We start from the raw sequence: 26,492 nt of genomic DNA, 5'->3' as shown, positions 1-26,492 counted from the left end.
TGAAACTTCCGTAACAAGAATTCGATACCCAAGTGAATGATTATAAGGAAGCTACATGTGCCCATTGAAAAAAAATAAAAATAAACACATGAAATTCAATTTAAAAAACACGATTAATCTATATCTTACTTGTGTATGTCTACTGCTATTATCAAGTTGTAAAGGCGATAAAAAGGAAGAGGTAGCCGCTAATGAAACTACAAATCAAAAACCAAATGTTGTTTTAATAATGGTGGACGATGTTGGTTATGGAGACATTGCAGCTCATGGAAATGAGTGGATTAAAACGCCAAACATCGATAAATTATATAACGAAAGTACACGTTTAACAGATTATCATGTAAGTCCAACTTGTGCACCTACTCGTGCAGCGTTCATGACTGGGCACCATAATTACAGAACAGGGGTGTTTTTCACTATTAAAGGAAGGTCGCTTATTCTTGAAAAAGAAAAAACAATGGCTCAGATATTTAAGGAAAACGGATACAATACAGCTATGTTTGGGAAATGGCATTTAGGTGATAATTATCCATTTCGTCCTCAAGATAAAGGGTTTGATGAGGTTCTTATGAATAATGGCGGTGGCATAGGGCAAACCATGGATTATTGGAATAATGATTATTTTGATGATACCTACATGCATAATGGTAAACTAGAAAAATTTGAAGGTTACTGTACAGATGTATGGTTCGAAGAGGCCAAACAATATATAGGGAAACAGAAAGATAAGCCTTTCTTTTGTTACCTATCCACTAATGCAGCACACTCGCCATATTGGGTAGACGATAAATATTCAGATCCTTATAAAGACAATGAAAATATTCCTAATGCTGCCTTTTATGGTATGATTGCGAATATTGATGAAAACCTTGGTAAACTAGTCGATTATTTAAAGGCCATAGATTTAATGGATAATACCATTCTTATTTTTACTGTAGATAATGGTTCGGCAGCAGGAAATAAAATGGGCGAAGGACAAGATAGATTAGATGGTTTTATTGCTAAAGGTAATAATGCCGGTATGCGAGGTGTTAAAGCAAGTATGTACGAAGGTGGGCATCGTGTGCCATTCTATATTCATTGGAAAAATGGAGGCATAAATGTAGGTAAAGATATTAACGCATTAACAGCTCATTATGATATCCTTCCAACTTTAGTAGATTTATGTAAGCTAGAGCTTAAAGAAGATTTAAAGTTCGATGGTTCTAGTTTAGTTCCTTTAATGGCGGGTGATGATTCTAAATTTGAAGATAGAATAGTATATGTAAACACACAGTTTTCAACAGATCCTGTGCCATGGAAAAGAACAGCATTAATGCATAAAAACTGGAGATTGGTTGAAGGAACCGAATTATATAATTTAGATACCGACCCAGAACAACGTACAAATATAGCAGATCAATATCCTGAAAAAGTAGAAACTTATAAAGCAGCTTATGATAAGTGGTGGGCCGAAATATCGCCAACTTTTGTAGAAAAGCCATATTTTATTGTTGGTAATGAAGCAGAAAACCCAACAACCTTATTTTGTCATGATTGGCATAGCGAAACCTTTACACCTTGGAAACAAGATCATATAAGACAAGGGCAAGTAAACAACGGGTTTTGGCGTGTAAAAGTTGAAGAAACAGGAACATATACTTTAAAATTACGTCGCTGGCCAGTAGAAACGCATTTGGCATTAGGAGCAAAAGCTCCTGTACGTCCGGCATTGGAAGGTACAAGTGTTACGTCCAGCAAAAAAAGCAAGGCTTTAAATATTAAAAATTCAAGAATTGAAATTCAAGATATAAAAATGTCTAAACCGGTCGATCTTCAATCTGAATATGTAAAGTATACGGTAGAGTTAGAACAAGGTGAAACGCATTTTAAAACATGGTTTACCTTAGACGATGGTGTGGAAATTGGCGCTTATTATGCTACAATCGAAAAACTTAACTAACCTTAATTTATAAATTTAAATAAATGAAATACTATAAAAATTCAAAACTATTTTTTGCAGTTGGTTTACTATTACTTGTAATTACAAGTTGTAAGGAAAAAGCAGATGCCAAAGCGGAATCGCAAAAAGAAACTAAGCGACCAAATTTTTTGTTTGTGCTTGTGGACGATCAATCACCATTCGATTTACAAACCTACGATCCCAATTCAATTCTAGAAACACCAACAATAAGTAAGCTAGCAAGTCAAGGTGTTGTTATTGAACAAGCAAGACATATGGGGTCTATGAATGGTGCAGTATGTACGCCATCTCGCCACATGATTATGAGTGGCCGCACCTTATGGCATTTGCCACCAAGTGCAGAGTTTCAAAAGCAAACAGATCCGCATGAAATCGATGAGCAGACTATAGGAGCTGTATTTAATAGAGCGGGTTATAAAACGATGCGTACGTGTAAAAAAGGAAATTCTTATCCAGGAGCTAACAGACAATTTACAGTAGTTAAGGATGCAACAAAGCGTGGCGGAACCGAAGAAACGGGTAGCGCGTGGCATGCTAAACAAGTATTAAGTTATTTAGATGATAGGGTTGAAGGAAAAGAAGAAGATCCTTTCTTTATATATTTCGGTTTTTCTCATCCGCACGATACACGTAATGGTACTCCGGAACTTTTAGATAAATATGGAGCTATAAACCATAAGGATAAAAACGCATTACCTCCATTAAATGAAAAACAGCCACAATTACCACCAAATTATTTGGAGAAACATCCTTTTCATCATGGTCATCCAGAATTAAGGGATGAAGAAAGAGTTAGTGGTGTGTGGAAAAATAGGGATGAAAATACGATTAGAAATGAATTAGGAAGGGAATTTGCATGTTCAGAAAATATCGATATTCAATTAGAAAAGGTGTTAGCTAAACTCGAAGCTATGGGCGAATTAGATAATACATACATTATTTATACTGCCGATCATGGAATGGCAATTGGTCGTCATGGATTACAAGGAAAACAAAATCTTTACGAACATACATGGCGCGTGCCTTTTATAGTAAAAGGACCTAATTTACCTGCTGGTAAACGTGTTGATGGTAATGTTTATTTATTAGATGTATTACCAACATTATGCGATTTAGCTGGTATTGAAGCACCAAAAACAGTAGAAGGTAAAAGCTTTGTTCCTGTTTTAAAAGGAGAAAAAGAAACCATGAGAGATGTTATGTATGGTGTATATGCCGGAGGAACTAAACCAGGGATGCGTACGGTTAAAAAAGGCGATTGGAAACTTATAAAATACGATGTGCTTGATGGCGCTGTAAGAGAAACGCAGTTATTTAATTTAGCTAAAAATCCTAATGAGTATTTACCAGAGCATGGTAAAACTAATGAGATGGAAACCAATTTAGCTACCAATCCAAAATATGCCGATAAGCTAGCTGAAATGGAAGCGTTATTGTTAGAGCAAATGCAAACTTATAATGATCCATATCGTTTATGGAATCAACCGCAGATTAATTAAATACGTACTATTTTTAAAAGTGAAAAGTGCTGTGTTCTTCGGGATACAGCACTTTTTATTTCTATGATTTTTATAGTTTAAAGTAAATATGAGTGATAATTTTAAAACAAAGCATCATAATTTACAGACAAATCTTTAATAGATTGATAGTTTTAGCTACAACTAAACAAACTATAAATATGAAACAAAATTATTACTTAAAACCTTTTAGGTTAACGTGGCTACTTTGTTTTTTATCAGCATCAATATGGGCGCTAGATGAAACAGTTCAGCCAGGAGAAAACATCCAAACAGCTATTAACAACGTTGCCGCAAGTGGAGGTGGAACGGTAACTCTTGCAGCAGGTACTCACAATATTTCTACCCCTGTAAGAATGAAAAGTAACATAACCCTTCAAGGCGAAGGTAATTGGTCAAGTTTGCTTAAAACTACAGTTAACATGAAAATGATTATTCATAATTCTGAAGGGTTAGTAAATCTAGTAATTCAGAACCTTGCTATAGAAGGCACAAATGCATCAAATGGTGGAGGAATAGAAATTACGGCCAATGATAATGTTGAGCATGATAATGTTCAAATTTTAAATGTTCATTGTTATAAAACGGGTTGGGGTGTTCATATTAAGGGAACAACCAATTTACTAGTTAAAGATTGTCTGTTCGAAGAAAATGGTACGGCAGGACAAGAAGGTTTTGCGCATAACATGTATTTGCGAAGAGTATATGGCGCCGAGGTTAGAGATAGTAAATTTTTGAATTCCACTTCGGCTAATGGAATGAATATCTCTTACAGTTCGGATATTAAAGTATACAATTGTGAAATGTCAGGAAATTACTTTAGAGGTATAAGAGCTGCTGTTACCGATGGGTATTTGGTTCACGATTGCGTAGTTAAAGATAATGGAGATGTAGGCATTTTTGCTAATGCTGAGGTAGGTGTGGTTACAACTAATATAGATATTAGACGTAATTGTGTTTCGAATAACGGAAAGGACGGAATTAGAGCATTGAACAATGCTACGGGGTCTGTTATTGATAATAATTCTTACGGAAATGGTTCCGTAAGTGGTGCAGATTACGATCTGCCATCAGGTGTAGAATCGGCATTAAATATTTCAGACAATTCGGTTGTTTGTACGTATAGTGATGCTCCAAGTGTTAGTCTAACTGCTAGATTTCAAAATGATACAGTAGTACTAGATTGGGGTAATAACAATATAACACCAGTAAAACAAGATGTATTTAGAGATACAGACTCAGACCCTAGTGGCAGACAGTTAATAGCAAGTAATGTAAGTGGTACAAGTTTTACCGATACTTCGGTGTCACCTGAAACCACGTATTGGTATTGGATTAAAGTACAAGGTCAAACCATTACTGTAAATTCGGATGCCGCAATGGTAGCACCAGACCCAGACCCAAAAGTAACTTTAACTGCGGTAGCAGGAAGTAATAAAGTTACATTAAATTGGTTGGTAGAGGGAATAACTCTTGGGAGTTCTGGGATTCAAGGCGTTTTTAGAGATACCGATTCGGACCCTGGAGGCAGGCAGTTGCTTGCCAACCGTGTAACGGGATCAACATATACCGATAATACCGCACTTAATGGAACTACATATTGGTATTGGATAAAGGTAACAGACGAAAATTCAACCAATTATAATTCAAATGCAGCAGAAGCTTCGCCTGATGGAAGTTTATCAATTGAAAGTAGAACTAGAAATACGCAACAGGTAAAAGTTTTTCCTAACCCTGCAAATAATGAGGTTAATTTGGTTAACGCTGTTGGATCAAAAGTGACCATTTACAATGTTATAGGCACAGAAGTTTTAACTGCAGCTGTGAATCAAAATAGCCAATTACTAAATATTAGTCATTTAAATAATGGGGTTTATTTCATAAAAATCTTAAAAGAAGGTCGTGCTATTACAAAAAAACTAATTAAGAAATAATGAAACATATATTTAAAGGTAAAGATTCAATTCACTTCATTAATTCATTGGTTTGTTCCCTAGCCCTGTTTATGGTAAGCGTAACGGCTTATGGCCAATCTATTGAAGTTAATTCTACCAATTATAAGCAAACTATCGATATGATTGGAGGCGATATGGAACGTAGCGCTTCGGCCATTCAAAGTGCTCAGAATAAAGACGATATTCTTCAGTGGAGTTTTGGGGATATTAATTTTAATGTTTGTAGAGTTCAATACGACAAAAATCAAGAATTAACAGAAGGCAATAAAAACTGGTCGTTTTACAATAAGCAAGTTGGCACTATGCAGGCTATTAAGGCCATTAATCCTGATATTAAGTTTTTTGCTACCATGCGATCTGATTATGATGGTTATGGCGACGATAATAATATGCCAGATTGGATTCACACTTATAGTTCTAAAGCAACAAATGTTGAAAAGTATGGGGTGTTTTTAGCAGATTACTGCGAGTATATGAGCCAGCAAGGTGTGGCAATTTCAATTTTATCTACAGCAAAAGAATGGATGTGGCATGTAAGAGCAGCCGAAGCCAAAGATATTATTAATACACTATACGCGGAGTTAGATGAACGAGGAATTGAAAAACCTGTAATTATCGATCAAGGATTCTGGAGCATAACCGCAGGGTTAACGTACCTAAAAGATGTGGAATCGCTAGGAACAAAAGATATGTACACTGGTTTTTGTAGTCACAACTATTCTAATCTAGGGCCAGAAAAGTGGGTGGAAATTACTGAAAAAGCAGTAGCATTGGGGAAGCCTATGTATGATGATGAAACCAGTACAGGAAGTGGCTCGCCAACATATGGAGAAGAAAGAGCTATGTTTAAGCAAATTGATGAGTACATTAAAAAAGCGGAAAGATACAAGGCGGGGTTAAGCGGAGAGGTTTATTTTGAGATTTGGTCTCGCGGAATCAATAAGGAAACTAGGTCTATTTATTTTCCGTCTTCAGGAGAAGGTAGAAGACTTAGAGGGTATTATATGATGAAACAATTTTCTAATAATATCTTAAACCATACTTATGTAACATCGTCGGTAAATGATGCTTCTAAATTATATACTATTACTTTTAGAAAAGATGATAAAATGGTGTTGTGGGTAATTAATGAAAGCAATACCGAATACACCTTGCCTATAAAATTAGATCAATCCACTATAACAAGTGAAGTAAGTTCGCATTATTGGACAAACAATACGCCAATTGAAGGGTTAACGACATCATACACGGCATCAGGAAATACCTTTATATCTACCATAGGTGAAGAAAGTATGAGTTGTTTCATTTTTAATGTAACTGAAGATGCTGTCGATGTTTGTAACTTACCTCAAACATCAATAATTGAAGCAGAATGCTATAGCGCTATGGAAGGTGTAACAACCGAGACAAGTACAGAAGGTACAGATAATGTAACGAGTATTGAAAATGGCGATTGGCTTAAATTTGAATCTGTAGATTTAAGTGAAGCCGTAACTCAGTTTAGTGCGCGAGTATCTACAAATACAGTTGGTGGCAATATAGAACTTAGAACAGGAAGTGAAACAGGAACTTTAATAGGAACCTTAGCAATTACAAATACTGGCGGTTTACAAAATTGGGAAACCGTAACTGCAAATATTTCAGAACTTTCGGGTACCCAAGATTTATATGTCGTTTTTTCTGGAGCATCTGGCACTTTATTTAATGTCAATTGGTTTCAGCTTCAAGCTGCAACGCCATCAGTAGCGCTTCATGCTGAAACATCCAACAAAACGGTAGATTTAACTTGGACTGCACAAAACATGGAGCCTGTAACTCAAAATATTTACAGAAACGCTTATTTTAGTGAGACAGGAAAAACCCTAATAGCCGAAAATGTTACAGGTACAACGTATTCGGATACTTCGGTAAATAATGGAGAAACCTATTTTTACTGGATTGAATTAATCGATGCGTCTTCAAACCTAATAAAATCTAATACAGTTGAAGCTAAACCCTCAATTCCCAATCTAGCGTTGGCTTCAAACGGAAGTATTGCTACACAGTCATCGACGGCCTATAACGGACCTCCAGAATTGGCAATAGATGGTAACACAGATGGAACTTTTGGAAACGGATCTGTTTCACATACCGAAAATGGAACTGCTGGCTCAAATACACTTAAATGGTGGCAAGTAGATTTGCAGGCTAATTATAACATAGAAACTATTAATATCTATAATAGAACAGGAAGCAATTATGGTGAAAGACTAAATAATTTCACCGTTGAAGTGAAGGATGCTAATGGAGACGTAAAATTTAGTCGATTATACACAGATTACCCAAACCCATTATTAACAATAGAAACTGGGGGAGTCATTGGACGTGTGGTAAAAATTTCAAAAACCTCCGATAATGGCATTACCTTGGCCGAAGTTGAGGTTTATGGCGAAGATGCTTCACTTTCAAACACAAACTTTGAAAAATTAAATGTTGAAGTTTACCCAAACCCTGTATCTAACAATTTAACGGTGCTTATGCCAAATTCGAAATTCAGTCAATACACCATTTTTGATATTAGTGGACGAGTAAATAAACAAGGTGTTATTACAAATGATATACAAAAACTCAATATAGATTTACGTGATTTATCTAAAGGAATGTACTTAATTTATTTAAAAGGACTAGACAGTAGAACTTTAAAGTTGGTTAAAAATTAACAATTAAAAAAGAATATAAATAATGACAAAAATTATTAAAATCAGACTTGTTTTTATACTTGTCTTACTTCTTAATGTAACTAATTCTTTTGCGCAATTAACGCATCCAGGAGGTTGGTTTTTAGATGAAGATTTAAAGCTTATTAGAACTAAAGTCGCTGCGGGTGAAGAACCATGGATATCTGGTTGGAATGCAATTAAGGATATTCATGCTGGTGTAGATTATACAGCAACTGTATCTCCTACCATAACTGATAAAACAGCTTTATCTAAACAAGGACATGCAGCGTATGTATTGACTATGAAATGGGTGGCATCCGGTGATATAGCGTATGCAAATACAGCAAAAGCTATTATTGATGATTGGGTAAATACTGTTCAAAATTTTAACGTGGAGAGCGAAACCTTAACGCTTAGTGTGGCTTCTGGTCATATGGCAAATGCAGCAGAAATTCTTGCATGGGGATTTAATGGAGAAGCAAATTGGTCGGCAATAAATATTAAAAACGCACAAGATTGGTTCCAAAATATAGTCTATCCAATTACTAGTACAGGGCCAAATCGTTCATTAAATTGGGGTACTTCGTGTGTTTCGGGGAATATGTCATTAGCAATTTTTTGTGATAATACCACCATGTTTAATGATGCCATTGATGCCTATAAGTTTGGTTTTACAGATACCAACGATGGATGTGCAGGAGTTACACAATATATTATAAATGAAGATGGGCAATGTTATGAAAGTGGAAGAGATCAGGTTCATACTCAAGGAGGTATTGCTCATTTGGTAGAACCAGCTCTAATTGCTTGGAATCAAGGTGTAGATTTGGTCAGTTATTCAAATGACAGAATTGTTGCGGGAATGGAGTATACCGCTAAATATAACCTTGATTATGATGTTTCTTGGACATCAAATATACCAAATCCGTGTAACAATAATGCATGGACTAACGGTATTAGTGATGATGGTAGAGGCGATTTTTCACCCATTTATTATATGGCTGCTAAGCTTTTTAAATTAACAGGAAAAGATCACCCTTATACAGCAGAAGTAGTGGCATCATCTGGTTATGCGCCAGAATTCACAAACACTTCGCACCCTGGTATGGGAACAATGGCCTTTGTTATAGATGAAAACCCAGGCGATCCTATAAGTGGATTTGATTCCAATGGTTTACCTACGTATAATATGAATGAATTACCTATGACTATAGAAGCAGAGAATTTCGATTATTTGGTTTTAAATGGTCAAGATAAAACATACAATGACCATACAAATTTTAATGAAGGTGGTCAATATCGTACTGATGAAAACGTAGATATTGAATCCTTAACCGGAGGCGACTATAACATTACAAGTATAAAAAATGGAGAATGGTTATTATATACGGTTAATGTATCAACAAATGGTATATATAGTATAGATATAAATTATGCTGCTGATAATAGTAATGGAGCTATAAAGTTTAATTTAGATGGTGAAGATCTTACATCAAATGTATCAGTTCCTTTTGGTGCTCCAAATTCTACAGGACTAACAGATTGGCAAGATTTTAATGTTATAAGCGGTGTTAGACTATCTAAAGGAGTACAAGTTTTAAAGGTTCTATTTAATGGTGAAGACGATGCTTTCAAACTAAACAATTTTACAGTTTCACTAGTAAAAGCAGACCCCGAAGAGACTAATTTAATTCAGGCTGAAGATTATACTGCAATGAATGGAATAAGAACTGAAACCACAGGTGATGTAGATGGCGGTTTAAATGTTGGGTATATCGATCCAGGAGATTGGATGGAATATCAAGTTGATATTGCTAATTCTGGCATCTTTACTTTAAATTATCGTGTGGCAAGCAAAAATGGAGGCGGTTCTGTAGAGGTTCTAGTTGATGGTGAAACTCAAGGTACAACTGGTATTTCTCCAACTGGAGGATGGCAAGCGTATACTACATTAAGTACCACGTTGTCCTTGTCATCAGGAAGTCATACTATTCGTTTAAATGCGCTTTCTGGCGGGTGGAATATTAACTGGATCCAATTAGTATTAAAAGAGGTTGAGTCACTTTCTCAAGAATCGTTTAATAAAAATAATGAGATACAACTTTACCCAAATCCTGTATCAAATAATTTAACGGTGCTTATGCCAATTTCGAAATTCAGTCAATATACCATTTTTGATATTAGTGGACGGGTTAATAAGCAAGGCATTATTACAAATGATATGCAAAAACTGAATATTGATTTAAGCCATTTTTCAAAAGGTCTTTATCTAATTACATTAAAAGGTAATCAAATAACTAAAACGTTTAAGTTGGTAAAGGAATAGGATTATATTTTATAAGAAAAGAACTATAATTTATAAAATGTATTCTTTGTATAAACTAATTTGCAAAGGTCTTTAATATAATTGATTTTAATAAGAATTAATTTATAGTTAGTTCACAATATCAATTTGTTAAGCTTTAATAAAGAAACGAATGCTTTTTAAAAACTATTAGCATAAAACTACACAAAATAACAACATGTAATAGACTTAGTGTTTTATTATAAATATTAATTATTAACTAAAATCCAATAAAAATGAAAATTAAAACTTTACTTTTTACAGCTGTTCTTTCAACAACAGCATTATTCTCTGGTGCATTCGCACAATCAATTATTCTTCAATCAGAAGACAATAGTGAGCTTCATGGAGCTAATATAACAATAGAAGATAATGAAGCAAAAAATATAGGCTTTATAGCAAGTGGGGATTGGGCTAGGTATGATAATGTAGATTTAACAAATATTGTTGCTTTTTCTGCTCATTTAGCTAGTAACAAAACAGGTGATCAAACAGTTACAATGCACTTAGATGATGGCGTAAACGGTACAGGGGTGCCAGGAACAGCAATAGCTAGTGTTACGGCTAATGGAAAAACAGGATGGCAGAATTATGTTGAAACTGAAAATGGAATGTTAAGTCAATCGGTAACAGGAAGTCAAACCGTGTATTTTGTATTTACGTTCGGAGGCCAATTTAACATAGACCTGTTTACTTTAAAAGACGCAGCATCCTTATCTGTTGCTGATAAAATTAAAGAAGGTAAAATTGGTTATTATCCTAATCCGGTAAATGAAGCACTTACCATTGCAATGCCTACTGCAGATTACAGGCAATACACCATTTTAGATGTTACTGGAAAAGTAATTAAAAAAGAAGTTATACAATCTGGCGTAAGAAAAGTAGAGCTTAATGTAAGTGATTTATCTAAAGGGGTGTACTTAATGAATTTAGAAGGAACTAAAAACTCAACTTTTAAGTTTATTAAAGAATAATAAAAGCCTTATTATTATAGCTTTACAAGCTAAAAATACAGTAATTAAATTAACAGTATCAAGAAAATTCTTGGTGCTGTTTTTTTTGTTTAACGAAAAGGGCCGGTGTACTTTCAATAATCAAAAGGTCTATAATTTAAAAACATAGGCCTATAATTTATAAGGTTTGTTGGTTTAGTGTATTAATTTTACATAAAATGACATCAAGATTTATTCTGCTAAATAATATCGAAATAGAACTATAACTAATAAAAAAAATCAAAAAAAATTAAACTCTAAGTATATGGTAGTAAAACAACAATTTTTAAAAAGGAAACACTGTTTTTTATTTTGTGCATTTTCACTTTTATTTCTTTTTAGGGTGTCGGCACAAGTAACAATTTCAAGTGTAGCGGAGTTAGCAAGTTTTGCAGCTCTATCAAATCAATCGGTAGTTATGACACCTGGTGTTTATCAAATGGAAGATTACTTAACACCAGCTGTGATTGCAGCTACCACACCCGATGCAAATAATAGGCATGCGATGATTGAATTTAGTGGAAGTAATAACACTTTCGATTTAACAGGAGTAACTATTGAAATAAATTCAGAGTTATTAAATGATTATGGTACTCGTATTATCGAGTTTTATGTAACAGGAAACTTTGTTAATATAAAAGGTTTAACAGTTACCGATATTGGAAACTCTGCACCTTCTAGTCCAGGAATGCAATCTGTAACAATTGCTGGAGAAAATAATACCATGGAGGATGTTACTTTAAATGTAAACGGATCTTATCCTTATGGCTATGGCGATCTTCTTGGTAAAGGCGATGGTAATTTAGTGAACCTACGTAAGCATAGTGGGTTGTTAGTTGAAGGGCTAAATATTAATATTATTCGTTGTTCGATATATTCTCAAGCATTTGGGCATTTATTTTTTATTCAAGGCGGAAGAAATGTACTTTTTCAAGATTGTCATGCAGAAGCTGTAACAAGAACAACCAATGATATGCTAGCAGAAACTTCAGGTCCTGCTTTTGATAGAGATTTTGCTGCAGTTTATGCTAATTATAATGGAGATAAGGTAATTACTCCTGGGTATACCAAATCGTTAAGTGAAGTTGGTTATCGTTCATACGGTGCTGGTGGTGTTGATGGTCATACCACTGGTGCAATTACCTTAATAAATTGCGTTGCTAAAAATACCCGTTCCGGCTTTGCTTTTACAAGATATGGCGGCGATGTATTGATGCAAAATTGTGAGGCTACAGGCTGTGAAGCTGGTTATCAAGTTGAAGAAGTAACTATTGAGAACAGTAGAGGTGATGCTGTTAACGGTCCATTACTGTATCTTAATGGTGGAGCATCTAACGTAGAGTTAGCTTTAATACCTAACGTGGCTACAACAACATTACATGCCATTGCTACTATTGGAGGAAATAACCATAATGTGACACTCACAAAATTTGATGATGTTGTTAGACCGCAAGTTCATTCTATTTTAGTTGGTACTACTAGACCGTCTGGAGCTAATCCTTTCTCTCCGTTAGGAACAACGTCTACATCTGGTATTACTTTAAATAATTGTACAGAAATGCCAATTGAAATAAATTCGTTAACAAGTTCAAGTATTATTAATACCACAGGGCCAGTTACGGATAATGGTTCAGGAAATACGGTTATCACTGATTCGTGTGTAGGTGTAGAAGATTTAACTTTTGATGATGGTACGTATACATATAGCGTATTAGGTACTAGCCCTAATGAATGTGAAGTTACAGGATTTGTTTCAGGGCAAGAAACAGCAAATGCTGTAATTCCAGAGCAAGCTGATAATGGTTCAATGTCATTTAGTGTTGTGGCTGTTGGTGCTGGTGCTTTTCAAGATGAAACCGGAATTACAAATGTAACGCTTCCTAGTACAGTAGTAGCTATAGGAAACAATGCTTTTCATAGCTGTACGGGGTTAACAACTATAAATCTTGATAATATAATAACTTACGGAGACCATAGTTTTAATAGTTGTTCTTCATTAGCATTAGCACCATTAGATTTTACAAATACGGTTAGTACAGGTAGTTATACGTTTATTAACTGTAGTTCAATTACGTCGGTAATTGTTCCAGGAAGTTTAACTTTAGGTCTTGGATCGCTTAGAGGTACAGGGTTAACAGAATTTACTATTCCTATTGAATGGACAGTAATACCAGGCCAAATGCTAAGAGATTGTAAATCAATAACCACTATTAATATTCCTAGTACCATAACCACTATGGGCGTTGCCGCTTTTAGAGGGTGCACAGGCATAACAGATATGCAGGTAAACTGGGGAACACCGGGAGATATTGCAGATGCTACCGTAGGTAATTTGTTTAGTGGTTTAACGTTAAGCGATATAAACTTATTAGTGCCAACAGGTACTGCCAATTATTACGAAGCAGCCGCTGTTTGGACCGATTTTAATATACAAGAAGGTACTTTAAGTGTGAATAGCCTAGAAAAAGAATTAGGCTTTAGTGTTTTTCCTAATCCAACAAGTAGTACGGTTTCAATTAATAATAGCCAAGTTATGGAGGCTGCTGTTACCGTTTACGATTTAAATGGTAGAGCATTATTAAGTAAGTCTTTAAACAATACCTTGTCTGAAATTAATTTGTCTAACCTAGCTTCGGGCGTCTATCTATTTAAAATCCAAGTTGAAAATAGCCAATTTGTAAAACGTATTGTCAAGCAATAGTTTATTATAAAATATAAGTTTCTTATACTTAAAAAAAAAGCCGTTTCATTTTTAAATGAAACGGCTTTTTAAAGTTCTAATTCATGCTAATAATTTAAGATTATAGCTTTCATGTCTAACCACGGCAATTAAGTTTTTTAAGGTGTAATCCGTAAATTAACACCTACAAAGCACTGTGATTTACAGCTTATTAAAGCATGGTGTGCTTAAATTTATAGCATTTGGGCTATAATTTAAAGGTTAATTGTTAAAATTTTAACAACTTAGAGCTAACTAAATATTAATAACTAAAATATTCTTTATTATGAAAAAATCATTACTATTATTTATTACATTTTTAACTGTAACTTTAGCAGGTGCGCAAGGAATTGGGGACACGTTTACAGACTCAGACATTGATTATAAAATAACAAATGATTCCCCTTTTGAGGTGGAGGTTATAGGAAGTTCTTTAGTAACTGCAATTGTACCTAGTTCTGTAAATGAACCAATAGGAAGTACTCCATGTTCAGTTACAAGAGTTGGAGATGAAGCTTTTAATCCTAATACTACCTTAACATCTCTTGAATTACCTAGTACTGTTACATCTATTGGTAACTCACCATTTAGGAATAGTGTAGTGGAAACCGTTACCTTTACAACCACTAATGGTATTATAACTATTGACAATAGAGGTTTTATTTTAAGTAATATTTCAGGAGATATAACTAGCATTATAAGTTCTGCAGAATCAATAGGGAATGGTGGGTTTAACGGTAGTGCAAATATTACAGCAGTAACTACGCCCAGTACATTAACTACTTTAGGAACAAGTGTATTTAGAAACTCAGGTATATTAACAGCAGATTTATCTGCATCTACATCAATAACAGAATTACCATCTCAAACTTTTAGAGATTGTTCTTTACTTAATTCTGTAGTTATACAGAGTAGTGTAACTTCAATCGGTGCTAGTGCATTTATAAACTGTGGAGCGTTAAATAGTGTTCAAGTTAATAATCCAGTCCCAGCTACTGTAGGTGCAAATGCTTTTACTGGAGTTGTTTTAGGGGATGCAACATTAATCGTTCCAGCTGGGAAAACAGGGGACTATGCAGCAGCAGCCATATGGGAAGATTTTGGTACAATAACTGATGGAACAGTAACTTTAAGCACAAACAAGCTAGAGCAAGCCTTAAGTTTAAAACTATATCCAAATCCAACTAGCGGAATAGTTAATATTAAAAATAATAATACAAACCTAAAAGTTACAGTTTACGATATTAACGGTAGGTCTTTATTAAAAACGGCTAATTCACGCATAGATATTTCAAACTACGCTGCAGGTGTATATGTTTTTAAAGTTGAAACTAGTAATGGGCAATTAGTAAAACGGGTGTTAAAAAATTAATGAGATTTTAATCGCTATTAAAAGCCGTTTCAATTTAAATTGAAACGGCTTTTTTTTTTTGCTTTAAAATTTAAATTACTGAAGGTTTACACGTCTAATAATTGCTTAATCTATTATTCTAGAGAGAATTATTTAAGTCTAAATAAGTAAGTTAAAGCTCTCATAATCATGTGGTTCATGTATTGTAAGTCATTAATTTAGGTGGAATTGGGCATATTGTTATATCAATTGGGTATTAATTTAAAAGTTAATTGTGAATATTTTAACAATTTAGCAGTAACTAAATATAAATAACTAAAATATTTTTTATTATGAAAAAAACATTACAATTTTTATTCGCCTTAATGGTAACAGCAACCATTAGCGCACAAAAACCGGCAATTGATTTTAATGATGGAACCTTTAATTATACCATTACAGATGCAACTAATGGTTATGTAGATCTGCATTCAATGATAGTTCCAGAAACAAATGTAGTAATACCAGGATCTACTATGGATGGTTTTATTCCTTATACTGTTACAGGTATTGGAGTAGGTGCTTTTAGTGTAAATACAGCTAATAATAAAGGAGCGGGAAATGAAGATAATGCCGCCGTAGAAACGGTAAGTTTACCAGCTTCAGTGACAAAATTAGATGCACACGTCTTTAGAGATAACCCTAATTTAACTACAATTAATTTGGAGAACATTGTAGATATGGGAAGTAATGCTTTTGTGTTATGTAAAGGTTTAACGGGTGTTATCGATTTATCTGCTTGTACCGATCTTGATAATTATGCGTTTTTTGATTGTCCTGGTATTACAGGTTTAAATATTCCTGTTGTTGAAACTATTGGAAACGGTGGGCTTTATAATATGGATGGTGTTAAGGAATTTAATGTTCCTAGTTCAGTTGTGAGTGTAGGTACATTATTTTTAGGGGATACTGGCGGTGCAAATATTTTAGAGCAAGTACAACTTAATTGGGATGCTACACAACTTGCAAATGTTACTTTTGCTAACGATTCTAAATTTTTTAGAATGGAATGGCTTCCAAATGGTGTGGAAGGTGATGATTTTAATGATACTACAGTTAAAATATATGTGCCAGTAGGTTCAAAATCTGCTTACGAAACACATCCTTCATGGGGTAAATTTCCTTCTGCTAACATTATTGAAGGTACAATGCCAGCATTAAGCGTAAAAACAGTTGATGCTAAAGCTTTAGGTTTTTCTGTTTACCCAAACCCAACAAGTGGAGTAGTGTCTATTAAAAATGTACAAGCTGTGAATGCTGAGGTTTCTGTTTTCGATTTAAACGGTAGATCGCTTTTAAACAGAAATGTAAATACTAATTTATCAGAAATTAATATTTCTAACTTAAGTGCAGGTATGTATTTGTTTAAAGTAAAAACAGATGCAGGTCAGTTTACACAGCGTATAGTTAAGCAATAATCGCTTTAAGACTTTATAAAATTAGAAGAAACAGTGCCAATATTATTTTGGTGCTGTTTTTTTTTAAATAATAAATCGTAGTAATTTTAAATTCATAATGTACAAAATGAAATATCTTAAATTCAATCTATTAACAGTTTTTGTTGTTGTGTTTAGTTTACTGTCAAGTATTGCGCAATCGCAAAATAAGAAGACAGGCAATAAGGGCTTTGTAAAAATTTTTAATGGAAAAAATTGGGATGGATGGCATCTTAAGTTACGAAATGGCGATGAGGCTATGGCCAAAAAAGTATATGCTATTCACAATAAAAAAGTGCATGTCTATAAAAATTTTCCCGATAGTCTAGATTTAGAAACAGGTGAAAATGGGACTCACGGCCTTTTCTATACCAATAAAAAATACAGTAAGTATATTTTAAAATTTCAGTATAAATGGGGCAAGAAAATAGCCAATAACTTTAAACGGTGGCAATATGATGCAGGCGTTTATTATCATATAGTGGACGATAAAATATGGCCTACAGGTATTGAATATCAAGTGCGTTACGACCATACTAAAAACCGTAACCATACCGGCGATTTAATTCGCCCTAAAGATGTGGAATACGATTGGTATGCCGTTCCAGAAGGGGATACGTATTTACATCCAAACGAAGGCGGAAAGCTAGATGAAAGTAAAAATTGGTTGCATTTTGCATCACCTACTAAAAATTATAATGCTTTAAATAATAAATGGAACCAATGCGAAATTATAGTAATGGGCGATAAATACACCATTCATAAGCTAAATGGCGAGGTGGTTAATGTGGCCTTTAATTTAAATCCAAGCGAAGGTATTATTGGTTTTCAATCTGAAACAGCCGAAATATATTATAAGAATATTAAAATTAAAGAGTTTAGTGAGAGTTTACCAATAGAGGAGTTTTTAAAAAACTAAAAGGAGCTTATAATTAGTGCTTCTAGTTTTCGGTAAATGCAAATACAATCTTTAAAAAATATTTAATTCGAATAGAATAAATGCATTAAAAAGATTTTATTGGGGCGTTATAAAATGAAACTTAATATAGCTTCAGGATATTTTAAAAAAGGTTCTAATTTAAAATAGTCTTCCGTAGTATGGTTGTACATAAATTGTAAAAACAACAGCTTATAAGCCCAAAATTCACTTAAATGAACCATTATTTATACACAATGGATAATTAGTTATAAGTAAAAACTATAATTTTTATCAACTTGCATTAAGTAAATAATTCCTTTTTAAATTTAAACATAACATATTTCAGGTATTTATGAAATCAATCAAAGTAAAAACAATTTTAGCGTTTTTAATAACAGCTATTTTACCATTACTAATTTTTGCTAACGTATCAGTAAATGCATTATTTACAGATGGTATGGTTATTCAGCGAGATGCTGTAGTACCTATTTGGGGTTGGGCAGATTCTAACGAGATAATTACTATAGAAACAAGTTGGGGTGCATCGGCAAAAGTAATTACTAACCTAGAAGGGAATTGGCGCGCCGATATTAAAACACCGGAAGCTGGTGGTCCGCATCAAATCACGGTGCGTTCAAAAAACAAAATTGTAATAAATAATGTGTTATCTGGCGATGTTTGGTTATGTACAGGACAGTCTAATATGGATTTTGCCATGTCTAAGTTTGTAAATAATGCCAGAGAAGCACAATATCAGCCATTAGTAGAATATATTCGAAATGAAGTAGCTACAGCAAAAGATGATTGGATTCGCCATATAGAAGTACCACAAACTACATCGCTTTTTAAAAAACAACTAAATTTTGAAGACACTTGGCGTTCCGTTAATCCAGAAGATATTGGAAAAATAACAGCAACAGGTTACTTTTTTGCTAAAGAATTGCGTAAACATGTAAATGTGCCAATTGGTTTGTTGGAGTGTTCTTGGGGAGGAACGCGCGTGCAGCCATGGATTTCGGAAGAGGCTTATTTAGTTGATAAGAACTTAAAGGATTATTTTGAGGCTAGTCGTTCAGAAACCAAGGCTAAAATAGATATAATGGATGCCGAAGGCTATGTAGATAAAGCTTATGAAAAAGCCTTAGCTAAATGGAACAAAAAAGGACAAAAGGGGAAAAAACCAAAACCGGAAAAACACCCAACTCAAGATATGCAGTTACCAGCAACGCTTCATAACGGAATGATTTCAAGTATTTTGCCTTATAGAATTAAAGGTGCTATTTGGTATCAAGGCGAAAGTAATGCCGTTTTTAATCCAGAAGAATACGAATACTATTTAACGGCCATGATAAATAATTGGAGAGCCGATTGGCAACAAGGTAATTTCCCTTTTTATTATGCACAATTAGCGTCTTGCAAGAGAGCTAACGAGGAGGCTGATGCAGGTTGGGCAGTGGTTAACGATCACCTACGTCGTACATTAAAAGTACCAAATACGGGAATGGCGGTACTACATGATATTGGTGAGGCTAAAGACATTCATCCGCATAATAAAATGGATGCCGGAAAACGTTTAGCATTTTGGGCATTAAAAAACGATTATAATATTAATATCGATGCTGTTAGCGGTCCATTATATAAAGCGTATTCCATAAACGGAAATAAAATAATAGTAACGTTTTCTGAAGCAGAGTCAGGATTAATGGTAGCAAATAAACACTTGTTAGACGATGCGGTAATGGTTAACCAACCTATAGGTGCTTTCGAAATTCAAGATATAAACGGAGACTGGAAACCTGCAACAGCTAAAATTACCAACGGAAATTCTATAGAGGTTTGGAGCGATACTGTTAGTAAGCCTGTTAACGTACGTTACGCTTGGACAGGGACACCGGTAAATGCAAATCTTTATAATAAGGCAGGATTGCCTGCAGCCGTTTTTACAACAGAAAATTAATTAATTCTTAATATAAGTAATTCTTCAATTAATGAAAATCATAAAAAAAATAATAGTCTTAATCATTTTTGGAAGTGCATTAGGCCTTTCAGCGCAAAAAAACATTAAAATTGATGCCACTCAAAAAGGAGAAAATTTTGATCATTATTGGAGTAAAATGGTAGGAGCTGGTCGTGCTAACGAGGCTTTACGTGCCGGATGGTTAGAACAAATGCAACAAGTACAAGAAAATTGTGGGTTTGAGTATGTGCGGTTCCATGGTTTGTTTCATGATGATATGTTTCCGGTTATTATAGAACGCGGAAAAACCGTTTATAATTGGCAATATATCGACGATGTTTTTGATAGATTATTAGACTTAAATGTTAAGCCGTTTATAGAATTAGCCTTTTTACCAACAAGTATGGCTGCCGAAAATTCTAAAACCGTGTTTTGGTGGAAAGCCAATATTACTCCAGCCGATGATACTTTTGAAAAATGGCACGATTTAGTGAAAGCGTTTACACAACATTGTGTTGATCGTTACGGAATGGAAGAAGTGCTAACCTGGTATTTTGAGGTTTGGAACGAACCTAATCTGTATCCTTTATTTTGGGATGGTACAAAATCTCAATATTTCGAGCTGTATAAACAATCAGCCTTAGCAGTTAAGTCTGTGGATAGCCGTTTAAAAATTGGAGGTCCTTCAACAAGTAACTTTGTGCCAGATACCCGTTTTGATGGAGAAACTACAAACGATAAAGCGTCTGATGCTGTTTTTAATACCGAGGATATCAATGCATTGGAATGGCATGGCGTATGGATTGAAGATTTTCTAAAATACTGTAAAAAAGAAAAATTACCGGTAGATTTTATTAGCACGCACCCATATCCTACAGATTATGCTTTTAACCCAGAAACGGGAAAAGGCAAGGGGTTAACACGTTTTGCTAAATCTTTAAAATTAGATTTAGAATGGCTAAATAAAACCATTGCAAAAAGTGCATTTCCAGATGTAGAAATCCATTTAACCGAGTGGAATACAAGCCCAAGTAGTAGAGATGCTATGCATGATCGTTTACCCGCAGCGGCTTATATAGTTAAGTCAAATTTAGATTGTATTGGTTTAACAAACTCTTTAGCCTTTTGGACATTTACAGATATTTTTGAAGAAAAAGGTGGTGCTTCAAGCATATTTCATGGTGGTTTTGGTATGATAAATTATCAAGGTTTGGTAAAGCCTTCATATCACGCCTATAGAATGTTACATGAATTAGGAAATCAAAAATTATATAAAGACGATTACCTTTTTGTTAGTAAAGAAGAAACTACCGGAAAAATTTCGGCTTTAGCTTATAATTACCCTGAAGAATACGAAAATGCAGTGCCATTTGGTAGTGATAAGCGTGAAAATGGTACTTCTAAGAATTTAGATTTTACCGTCACAGGATTAAAAGCAGGAACTTTATTTGAAATAGAAATATTAGATAAAGATCACGGAAACATTCATAATTTTTGGGAATCTATGGGGAAACCAGAACCACCAACAAGAGAAGAAATAAAAGTGATGAAAACCTATGCAAACACCATGAAAACGGAACATGTTAAAGCTGATGTAAATGGAAGTTTAACCATTAAGCATGAAATTACACCATGGAGTTTAGTCTTAATCAAACAAGTAAATTAAAACATATAACTATGAAAAATCGTAACCATTACCTCAGTTTATCTCTTGTTTTATTTACCTGTTTTTCACTTTTCGTATGCACGTCATGCAATAAAGCTCGAGCTATCGAAATTAAAGGACAATCTGTTAATTGTAAATTAATTTTTGAAGAGAATTTTGATAACGGATTAGATAATTGGCAGGTCGAGCAAATGGAAGGTGGCACTGTCGAAATAAATAAAGGTAAACTTGAAATTGACGATGTAAAAGGCTGTACTGTGTGGTTAAAAGAAAAATTTGAAGGCCCTATTGTTATAAAATACGATGTTTTTATTATTCAAGATGGTGGTGCAAATGATAGAGTATCCGATTTAAACTGCTTTTGGATGGCTACCGATCCTAAAAATCCAGATAATTTATTTGCTAATTCAGAAAAACGAGGTGGTAAATTTTCAAACTACGACGATTTACAATTATACTATATGGGTGTGGGTGGTAATTTTAATAAAACAACACGTTTTCGTCGTTACGTGGGTAATGGAGAACGTCCGTTGCTACCGCATCACGATTTAAGCGATCCTAAATTTATGCTTGAAGCCAATAAAACCTATAAAATTAAAATTGTAGCTAATAATGGCGTAATTCAGTATTACAGAGACAATGTGTTGTTTGCAGATTTTGTAGATAAAGACCCTTATACGTCTGGGTATTTTGGTTTAAGAACGGTTAAAAATCATATGACGGTCGATAATTTTAAAGTTTATAGTATTGAAAAATAAATCAACCAATTTACATACTTAAATTAATGAAAATGAAATTTCATAAAATAATTCGAATATCTGTTTTAGGTATTTTACCGCTATTAATGTTAGGGTTTAATTCAAATAAAAAAGATATTTATAAGAAAGATTGGATTGATTTTAATAAAAACGATGTTAAGGATGTTTTTGAAGATCCAACGGCGCTTCTAGAAGACCGCGTTAAAAACTTAGTGTCATTAATGAATGTTAATGAAAAAACCTGCCAGCTTACTACTTTGTATGGTTATTCTAGGGTTTTAGCCGATGAGTTACCCACTAAAGCATGGAAAGATAAAGTCTGGAAAGATGGTATTGCTAATATCGACGAGCATTTAAATACCATTTGGAATCAAGAGAAAACGCATACTAAATATGCTTATCCGTATAGCACACATGCCGAAACCATTAATATAGTTCAAAAATGGTTTGTTGAAGAAACAAGACTAGGTATTCCGGTAGATTTTACTAACGAAGGCGTTCATGGTTTGTGCCACGAAAAAGCAACACCATTACCAGCGCCCATTGGTATTGGTAGTACATGGAATAAAGATTTGGTTAGAAAAGCTGGAGAAATTGTAGGGCGAGAAGCCAAAGCATTAGGCTACACCAACGTGTATGCGCCAATTTTAGATGTAGCACGCGACCAACGTTGGGGACGTGTTTTAGAGTGTTATGGCGAAGAACCATTTCATATTGCCGAAATGGGAAAGCAAATGACCTTAGGTATTCAATCGCAAGGTGTGGCTTCAACTTTAAAACATTTTGCGGTATACAGTATTCCTAAAGGCGCACGCGATGGCGATGCCAGAACAGATTCCCATGTGGCACCACGCGAAATGTTTCAACTGCATTTATACCCTTTTAAGCGGGTTATACAAGAGGCTGCTCCAATGGGAATTATGAGTAGTTATAATGATTATGATGGGGTTCCTATTACCGCAAGTCGTTATTTTTTAACCGATTTACTTCGCGAAAAATTTGGTTTCAATGGCTATGTAGTATCAGATAGTGAGGCTGTAGAATATGTTTCAGAAAAACACCATGTTGCTAAAGATTATAAAGAAGCTGTAAGGCAAGTAATTGAAGCAGGATTGAATGTGCGTACAACCTTTAGAACACCAGAATCTTTTATCGAGCCGTTACGAGAATTAATACGTGATGGTGAAATTTCAATGAAAACAATCGATTCTAGAGTTGCCGATGTGTTACGCGTTAAATTCAGGTTGGGTTTATTTGATAATCCTTATGTAGAACATCCAGAAGAAGCCGATAAATTAGTACATACTCCAGAAGATGAAGCATTTTCAAAACAAATAAATAGAGAGTCTTTAGTGCTTCTTAAAAATGAAAATAACCTTTTACCACTAGATCTTAAAGACCTAGATAATATCTTGGTTACAGGTCCGTTGGCTAACGAGGTTAGTTTTACTTATAGTCGATATGGTCCTGCTTTTAATCCTTCGGTTTCTGTATTCGAAGGTGTTAAAAAATACGCAGGTAATAACGCTAATGTTAGTTTTGTAAAAGGATGTGATATTGTAGATCCAGATTGGCCAGGGAGCGAAATTATTCCAACAGATTTATCAGCAAAAGAGCAAGCAGATATTGATGCAGCAGTCGAAAAAGCTAAACAATCCGATATTATTATTGCCGTTGTAGGCGAAGATGAAAAACGTGTTGGTGAAACAAAATCAAGAACGAGTTTAGGGCTTCCGGGACGTCAATTTCAATTGGTTCAAGCTTTATATAAAACAGGGAAACCTGTAGTTTTAGTACTTATTAACGGTCAGCCTTTAACCATAAATTGGGAAAATAAATTTTTACCTGCAATTCTAGAGGCTTGGTTTCCTAGTACGGCAGCAGGCGAGGTTATTGCTGAAACGTTATTTGGCGACTATAACCCTGGAGGGAAATTATCAGTGACATTTCCTAAAACAGTGGGGCAGATACCATTAAACTTTCCGTTTAAACCAGGATCGCAAGCAGGACAACCAGGGGCAGGACCAAATGGTTATGGCAATACAAGGGTTTTAGGGCCTTTATATCCATTTGGTTATGGGTTAAGTTATACAACTTTTGAGTATAGTGATTTGGTTGTAACTCCAAAAAGTTTAAAACCACAAGCCGATATTCATGTGTCTTTTAAAATTAAAAATACTGGTAAAAGAGCTGGCGATGAGGTGGTGCAAATGTATTTAAAAGATATGGTGAGTAGTGTAACCACATACGAGTCGGTTTTACGTGGGTTCGAGCGTGTTCACTTAAAACCTAACGAAACCAAAACTGTTAATTTTACCTTACATCCAGATGATTTAGCTATTTTAGACAAAAATATGAATTGGACGGTCGAACCAGGCGATTTTAAAGTTTTGGTTGGCAGTTCTTCAGTAGATATTAAACTTAGCGATCAATTTAAAATAGAAAACGTTTACAACTAAAGCTTTTGCAGACTGTAAACGGGCTTTGGATACCTTTTTATGAAACTGCATTTTTTAGATAGAAGTAATTTAAATAATAGTTCTTTTAGTACTAAAGTTAACGAGTATCCTAACTTTTTAAAGGTTTGGCATTACCATCCAGAAATAGAGCTTGTTGTAGTACTAAAAAGTCAAGGAACGTGTTTTGTTGGCGATGGTGTCGAAAAATTTGAAGAAAACGAAATTGTTTTGATAGGTAAAAATTTGCCACATATGTGGTTAAATGACGATGCTTATTTTCAAGAAAATGCCAACCTAGTAGCTAAAGCAATTGCAATTCACTTTGATAGAAAATGTTTAGGGGCTACCTTTTTTGAAACACCAGAAATGATTCATCTTTCAGAACTTTTTGATAGAGCAAGGTTTGGTATTAAGTTTTTAAACGTCGATAAAAAACTTATTCAAGATATTCAGGCTATGGCAGAAAGTTTTGGGTTCGATAAAACCATGGCGTTCCTAAATATTTTAAATAAGCTAGCTAAACATAAAAAGTATAAGCTATTGGCAAGTCAAGGCTATGTTAATACGCTTCGAAATGGCGAAAACAAAACCTTAGATACTATTCACGCTTATATTTTTAATAATTTTAATAAGTCTATTTCTTTAGAGGATGTTGCTAAAGTAGCCAACATGAATACCTCGGCTTTTAGTCGTTTTTTTAAACGCGTAAACCGAAAAACATTTTCAAGATATTTGGCCGAAATTAGAATAGGCTATGCCTGCAAGCTATTACTAGAAAATAAGTATAATATAGCGGCCGTGTGCTACGAATCTGGGTTTCATAATATTTCTAACTTTAATAGACAGTTTAAGTTAATCATGAAAAAAACGCCATCGGCATATTTAAAGGAGTACAAGAATTAATTTAATAAATGTTTTTTTTACATTTATAATTAAATTAATATCAATTTAAGCTTTGTTTAGGTGTAAAAGTGCTATTATTTTTTTTATTATTGTATACAAATTAAAAAAAACAAACAACCAAACTAATTATAGAGACTAAAAAATGAGTTATCATTTAGGAATAGATATAGGAAGTTCTTCCATTAAAGCGGCTTTAGTCGATTCGGAAACAGGAAAAAGTTTAGGAGTTGTACAAGAGCCTAAAACGGAAATGAGTATGCAAGCCGTAAAAAACGGATGGGCAGAACAAGATCCAAACGATTGGTGGCTGCATATATGCAATGCTATTCAGGCATTAAAAAAGCAATTTAATATAACTAGTACTCAAATAGATGGTATTGGTATTTCGTATCAAATGCACGGATTGGTAGTGGTCGATAAAGGCGGAAATCCATTACGTAATAGCATCATTTGGTGCGACAGTAGAGCGGTTAATATTGGTAACGATGCCTTTAAGGCTATTGGCGAAGATAAATGTGCTGCCCACCTTCTAAATTCTCCAGCAAATTTTACAGCATCAAAATTAAAATGGGTAAAGGATAATGAGCCCGATGTTTATAGCAAGATTCATAAATTCATGCTCCCAGGCGATTATATCGCCTATAAATTTTCAGATACCATAAATACTACCATTTCAGGATTATCCGAAGGGATGTTTTGGGATTTCAAAAACGATACTGCCGCTAATTTTTTGTTAGAGCATTACGGTATTAATGAGGCCTTAGTGCCAGATATTGTGCCAACTTTTGGTATCCAATCTATAGTCGATAAAAAAG

Annotated in this window: 16 protein-coding genes; all 16 read left to right on the top strand. The window is 34.3% G+C overall.

Going from position 1 to position 26,492, the window contains the following annotated elements:
* Positions 1-88: 88 nt before the first annotated feature.
* A complete protein-coding gene (locus HNQ90_RS11120) occupies positions 89-1,942 on the top strand; it encodes an arylsulfatase (RefSeq protein WP_206669646.1) in 1,854 nt (617 codons plus the stop codon).
* A 23-nt stretch (positions 1,943-1,965) separates the two neighbouring features.
* Positions 1,966-3,462, top strand: coding sequence for a sulfatase family protein (locus HNQ90_RS11115; protein WP_144116241.1), 1,497 nt, complete (start codon positions 1,966-1,968; stop codon positions 3,460-3,462).
* A 179-nt stretch (positions 3,463-3,641) separates the two neighbouring features.
* The gene (locus tag HNQ90_RS11110) at positions 3,642-5,414 is read left to right on the top strand and encodes a T9SS type A sorting domain-containing protein (protein ID WP_144116242.1); all 1,773 of its coding nucleotides are present in this window, start codon (positions 3,642-3,644) and stop codon (positions 5,412-5,414) included.
* Positions 5,414-8,134: a carbohydrate-binding protein gene (locus HNQ90_RS11105; RefSeq protein WP_144116243.1), complete on the top strand. Its 2,721-nt coding sequence runs from the start codon at positions 5,414-5,416 to the stop codon at positions 8,132-8,134. The genes HNQ90_RS11110 and HNQ90_RS11105 overlap by 1 nt, the downstream gene beginning before the upstream one ends.
* Positions 8,135-8,156: 22 nt before the next feature.
* On the top strand, positions 8,157-10,460 hold the full coding sequence (locus tag HNQ90_RS11100; RefSeq protein WP_144116244.1) for a carbohydrate-binding protein: 2,304 nt from the start codon (positions 8,157-8,159) through the stop codon (positions 10,458-10,460).
* Between the two features lie 254 nt (positions 10,461-10,714).
* Complete coding sequence (locus tag HNQ90_RS11095; protein WP_144116245.1) at positions 10,715-11,452, top strand: carbohydrate-binding protein; 738 nt, start codon at positions 10,715-10,717, stop codon at positions 11,450-11,452.
* 283 nt (positions 11,453-11,735) lie between these two features.
* On the top strand, positions 11,736-14,171 hold the full coding sequence (locus HNQ90_RS11090; protein WP_144116246.1) for a leucine-rich repeat domain-containing protein: 2,436 nt from the start codon (positions 11,736-11,738) through the stop codon (positions 14,169-14,171).
* 304 nt (positions 14,172-14,475) lie between these two features.
* A complete protein-coding gene (locus HNQ90_RS11085; RefSeq protein ID WP_144116247.1) occupies positions 14,476-15,561 on the top strand; it encodes a leucine-rich repeat protein in 1,086 nt (361 codons plus the stop codon).
* A gap of 311 nt (positions 15,562-15,872) precedes the next feature.
* Entirely contained in the window at positions 15,873-16,997 is a 1,125-nt protein-coding gene (locus tag HNQ90_RS11080) for a T9SS type A sorting domain-containing protein (RefSeq protein ID WP_144116248.1), read from the top strand.
* Positions 16,998-17,103: 106 nt separating this feature from the next.
* Entirely contained in the window at positions 17,104-17,934 is an 831-nt protein-coding gene (locus HNQ90_RS11075) for a 3-keto-disaccharide hydrolase (protein ID WP_172625858.1), read from the top strand.
* A 352-nt stretch (positions 17,935-18,286) separates the two neighbouring features.
* Positions 18,287-19,891: a sialate O-acetylesterase gene (locus HNQ90_RS11070; RefSeq protein WP_144116250.1), complete on the top strand. Its 1,605-nt coding sequence runs from the start codon at positions 18,287-18,289 to the stop codon at positions 19,889-19,891.
* A 31-nt stretch (positions 19,892-19,922) separates the two neighbouring features.
* Positions 19,923-21,557 (top strand): GH39 family glycosyl hydrolase, encoded by a 1,635-nt coding sequence (locus tag HNQ90_RS11065; protein WP_144116251.1) that lies wholly within the window; start codon positions 19,923-19,925, stop codon positions 21,555-21,557.
* A gap of 11 nt (positions 21,558-21,568) precedes the next feature.
* Positions 21,569-22,315, top strand: coding sequence for a DUF6250 domain-containing protein (locus HNQ90_RS11060; RefSeq protein WP_144116252.1), 747 nt, complete (start codon positions 21,569-21,571; stop codon positions 22,313-22,315).
* Between the two features lie 32 nt (positions 22,316-22,347).
* Entirely contained in the window at positions 22,348-24,774 is a 2,427-nt protein-coding gene (locus HNQ90_RS11055; RefSeq protein WP_144116253.1) for a glycoside hydrolase family 3 N-terminal domain-containing protein, read from the top strand.
* A 39-nt stretch (positions 24,775-24,813) separates the two neighbouring features.
* Positions 24,814-25,677: an AraC family transcriptional regulator gene (locus HNQ90_RS11050; protein WP_144116254.1), complete on the top strand. Its 864-nt coding sequence runs from the start codon at positions 24,814-24,816 to the stop codon at positions 25,675-25,677.
* Between the two features lie 142 nt (positions 25,678-25,819).
* Positions 25,820-26,492: FGGY family carbohydrate kinase (locus tag HNQ90_RS11045; protein WP_244962221.1), on the top strand; the 673-nt coding region annotated here is incomplete at its 3' end.

It is taken from the genome of Algibacter amylolyticus, from assembly GCF_014202225.1.
Classification (GTDB): Bacteria; Bacteroidota; Bacteroidia; order Flavobacteriales; family Flavobacteriaceae; genus Algibacter_B; species Algibacter_B amylolyticus.
Note: the sequence above shows the minus strand (reverse complement) of the source record. Positions and strands in the feature narration are given on the sequence as shown.

Bases quoted from the DNA above. Each gene is read 5' to 3' on its own strand.
- HNQ90_RS11120 (WP_206669646.1), top strand. From the start codon at position 89: ATGAAATTCAATTTAAAAAACACGATTAATCTATATCTTACTTGTGTA.
- HNQ90_RS11115 (WP_144116241.1), top strand. From the start codon at position 1,966: ATGAAATACTATAAAAATTCAAAACTATTTTTTGCAGTTGGTTTACTA.
- HNQ90_RS11110 (WP_144116242.1), top strand. From the start codon at position 3,642: ATGAAACAAAATTATTACTTAAAACCTTTTAGGTTAACGTGGCTACTT.
- HNQ90_RS11105 (WP_144116243.1), top strand. From the start codon at position 5,414: ATGAAACATATATTTAAAGGTAAAGATTCAATTCACTTCATTAATTCA.
- HNQ90_RS11100 (WP_144116244.1), top strand. From the start codon at position 8,157: ATGACAAAAATTATTAAAATCAGACTTGTTTTTATACTTGTCTTACTT.
- HNQ90_RS11095 (WP_144116245.1), top strand. From the start codon at position 10,715: ATGAAAATTAAAACTTTACTTTTTACAGCTGTTCTTTCAACAACAGCA.
- HNQ90_RS11090 (WP_144116246.1), top strand. From the start codon at position 11,736: ATGGTAGTAAAACAACAATTTTTAAAAAGGAAACACTGTTTTTTATTT.
- HNQ90_RS11085 (WP_144116247.1), top strand. From the start codon at position 14,476: ATGAAAAAATCATTACTATTATTTATTACATTTTTAACTGTAACTTTA.
- HNQ90_RS11080 (WP_144116248.1), top strand. From the start codon at position 15,873: ATGAAAAAAACATTACAATTTTTATTCGCCTTAATGGTAACAGCAACC.
- HNQ90_RS11075 (WP_172625858.1), top strand. From the start codon at position 17,104: ATGAAATATCTTAAATTCAATCTATTAACAGTTTTTGTTGTTGTGTTT.
- HNQ90_RS11070 (WP_144116250.1), top strand. From the start codon at position 18,287: ATGAAATCAATCAAAGTAAAAACAATTTTAGCGTTTTTAATAACAGCT.
- HNQ90_RS11065 (WP_144116251.1), top strand. From the start codon at position 19,923: ATGAAAATCATAAAAAAAATAATAGTCTTAATCATTTTTGGAAGTGCA.
- HNQ90_RS11060 (WP_144116252.1), top strand. From the start codon at position 21,569: ATGAAAAATCGTAACCATTACCTCAGTTTATCTCTTGTTTTATTTACC.
- HNQ90_RS11055 (WP_144116253.1), top strand. From the start codon at position 22,348: ATGAAATTTCATAAAATAATTCGAATATCTGTTTTAGGTATTTTACCG.
- HNQ90_RS11050 (WP_144116254.1), top strand. From the start codon at position 24,814: ATGAAACTGCATTTTTTAGATAGAAGTAATTTAAATAATAGTTCTTTT.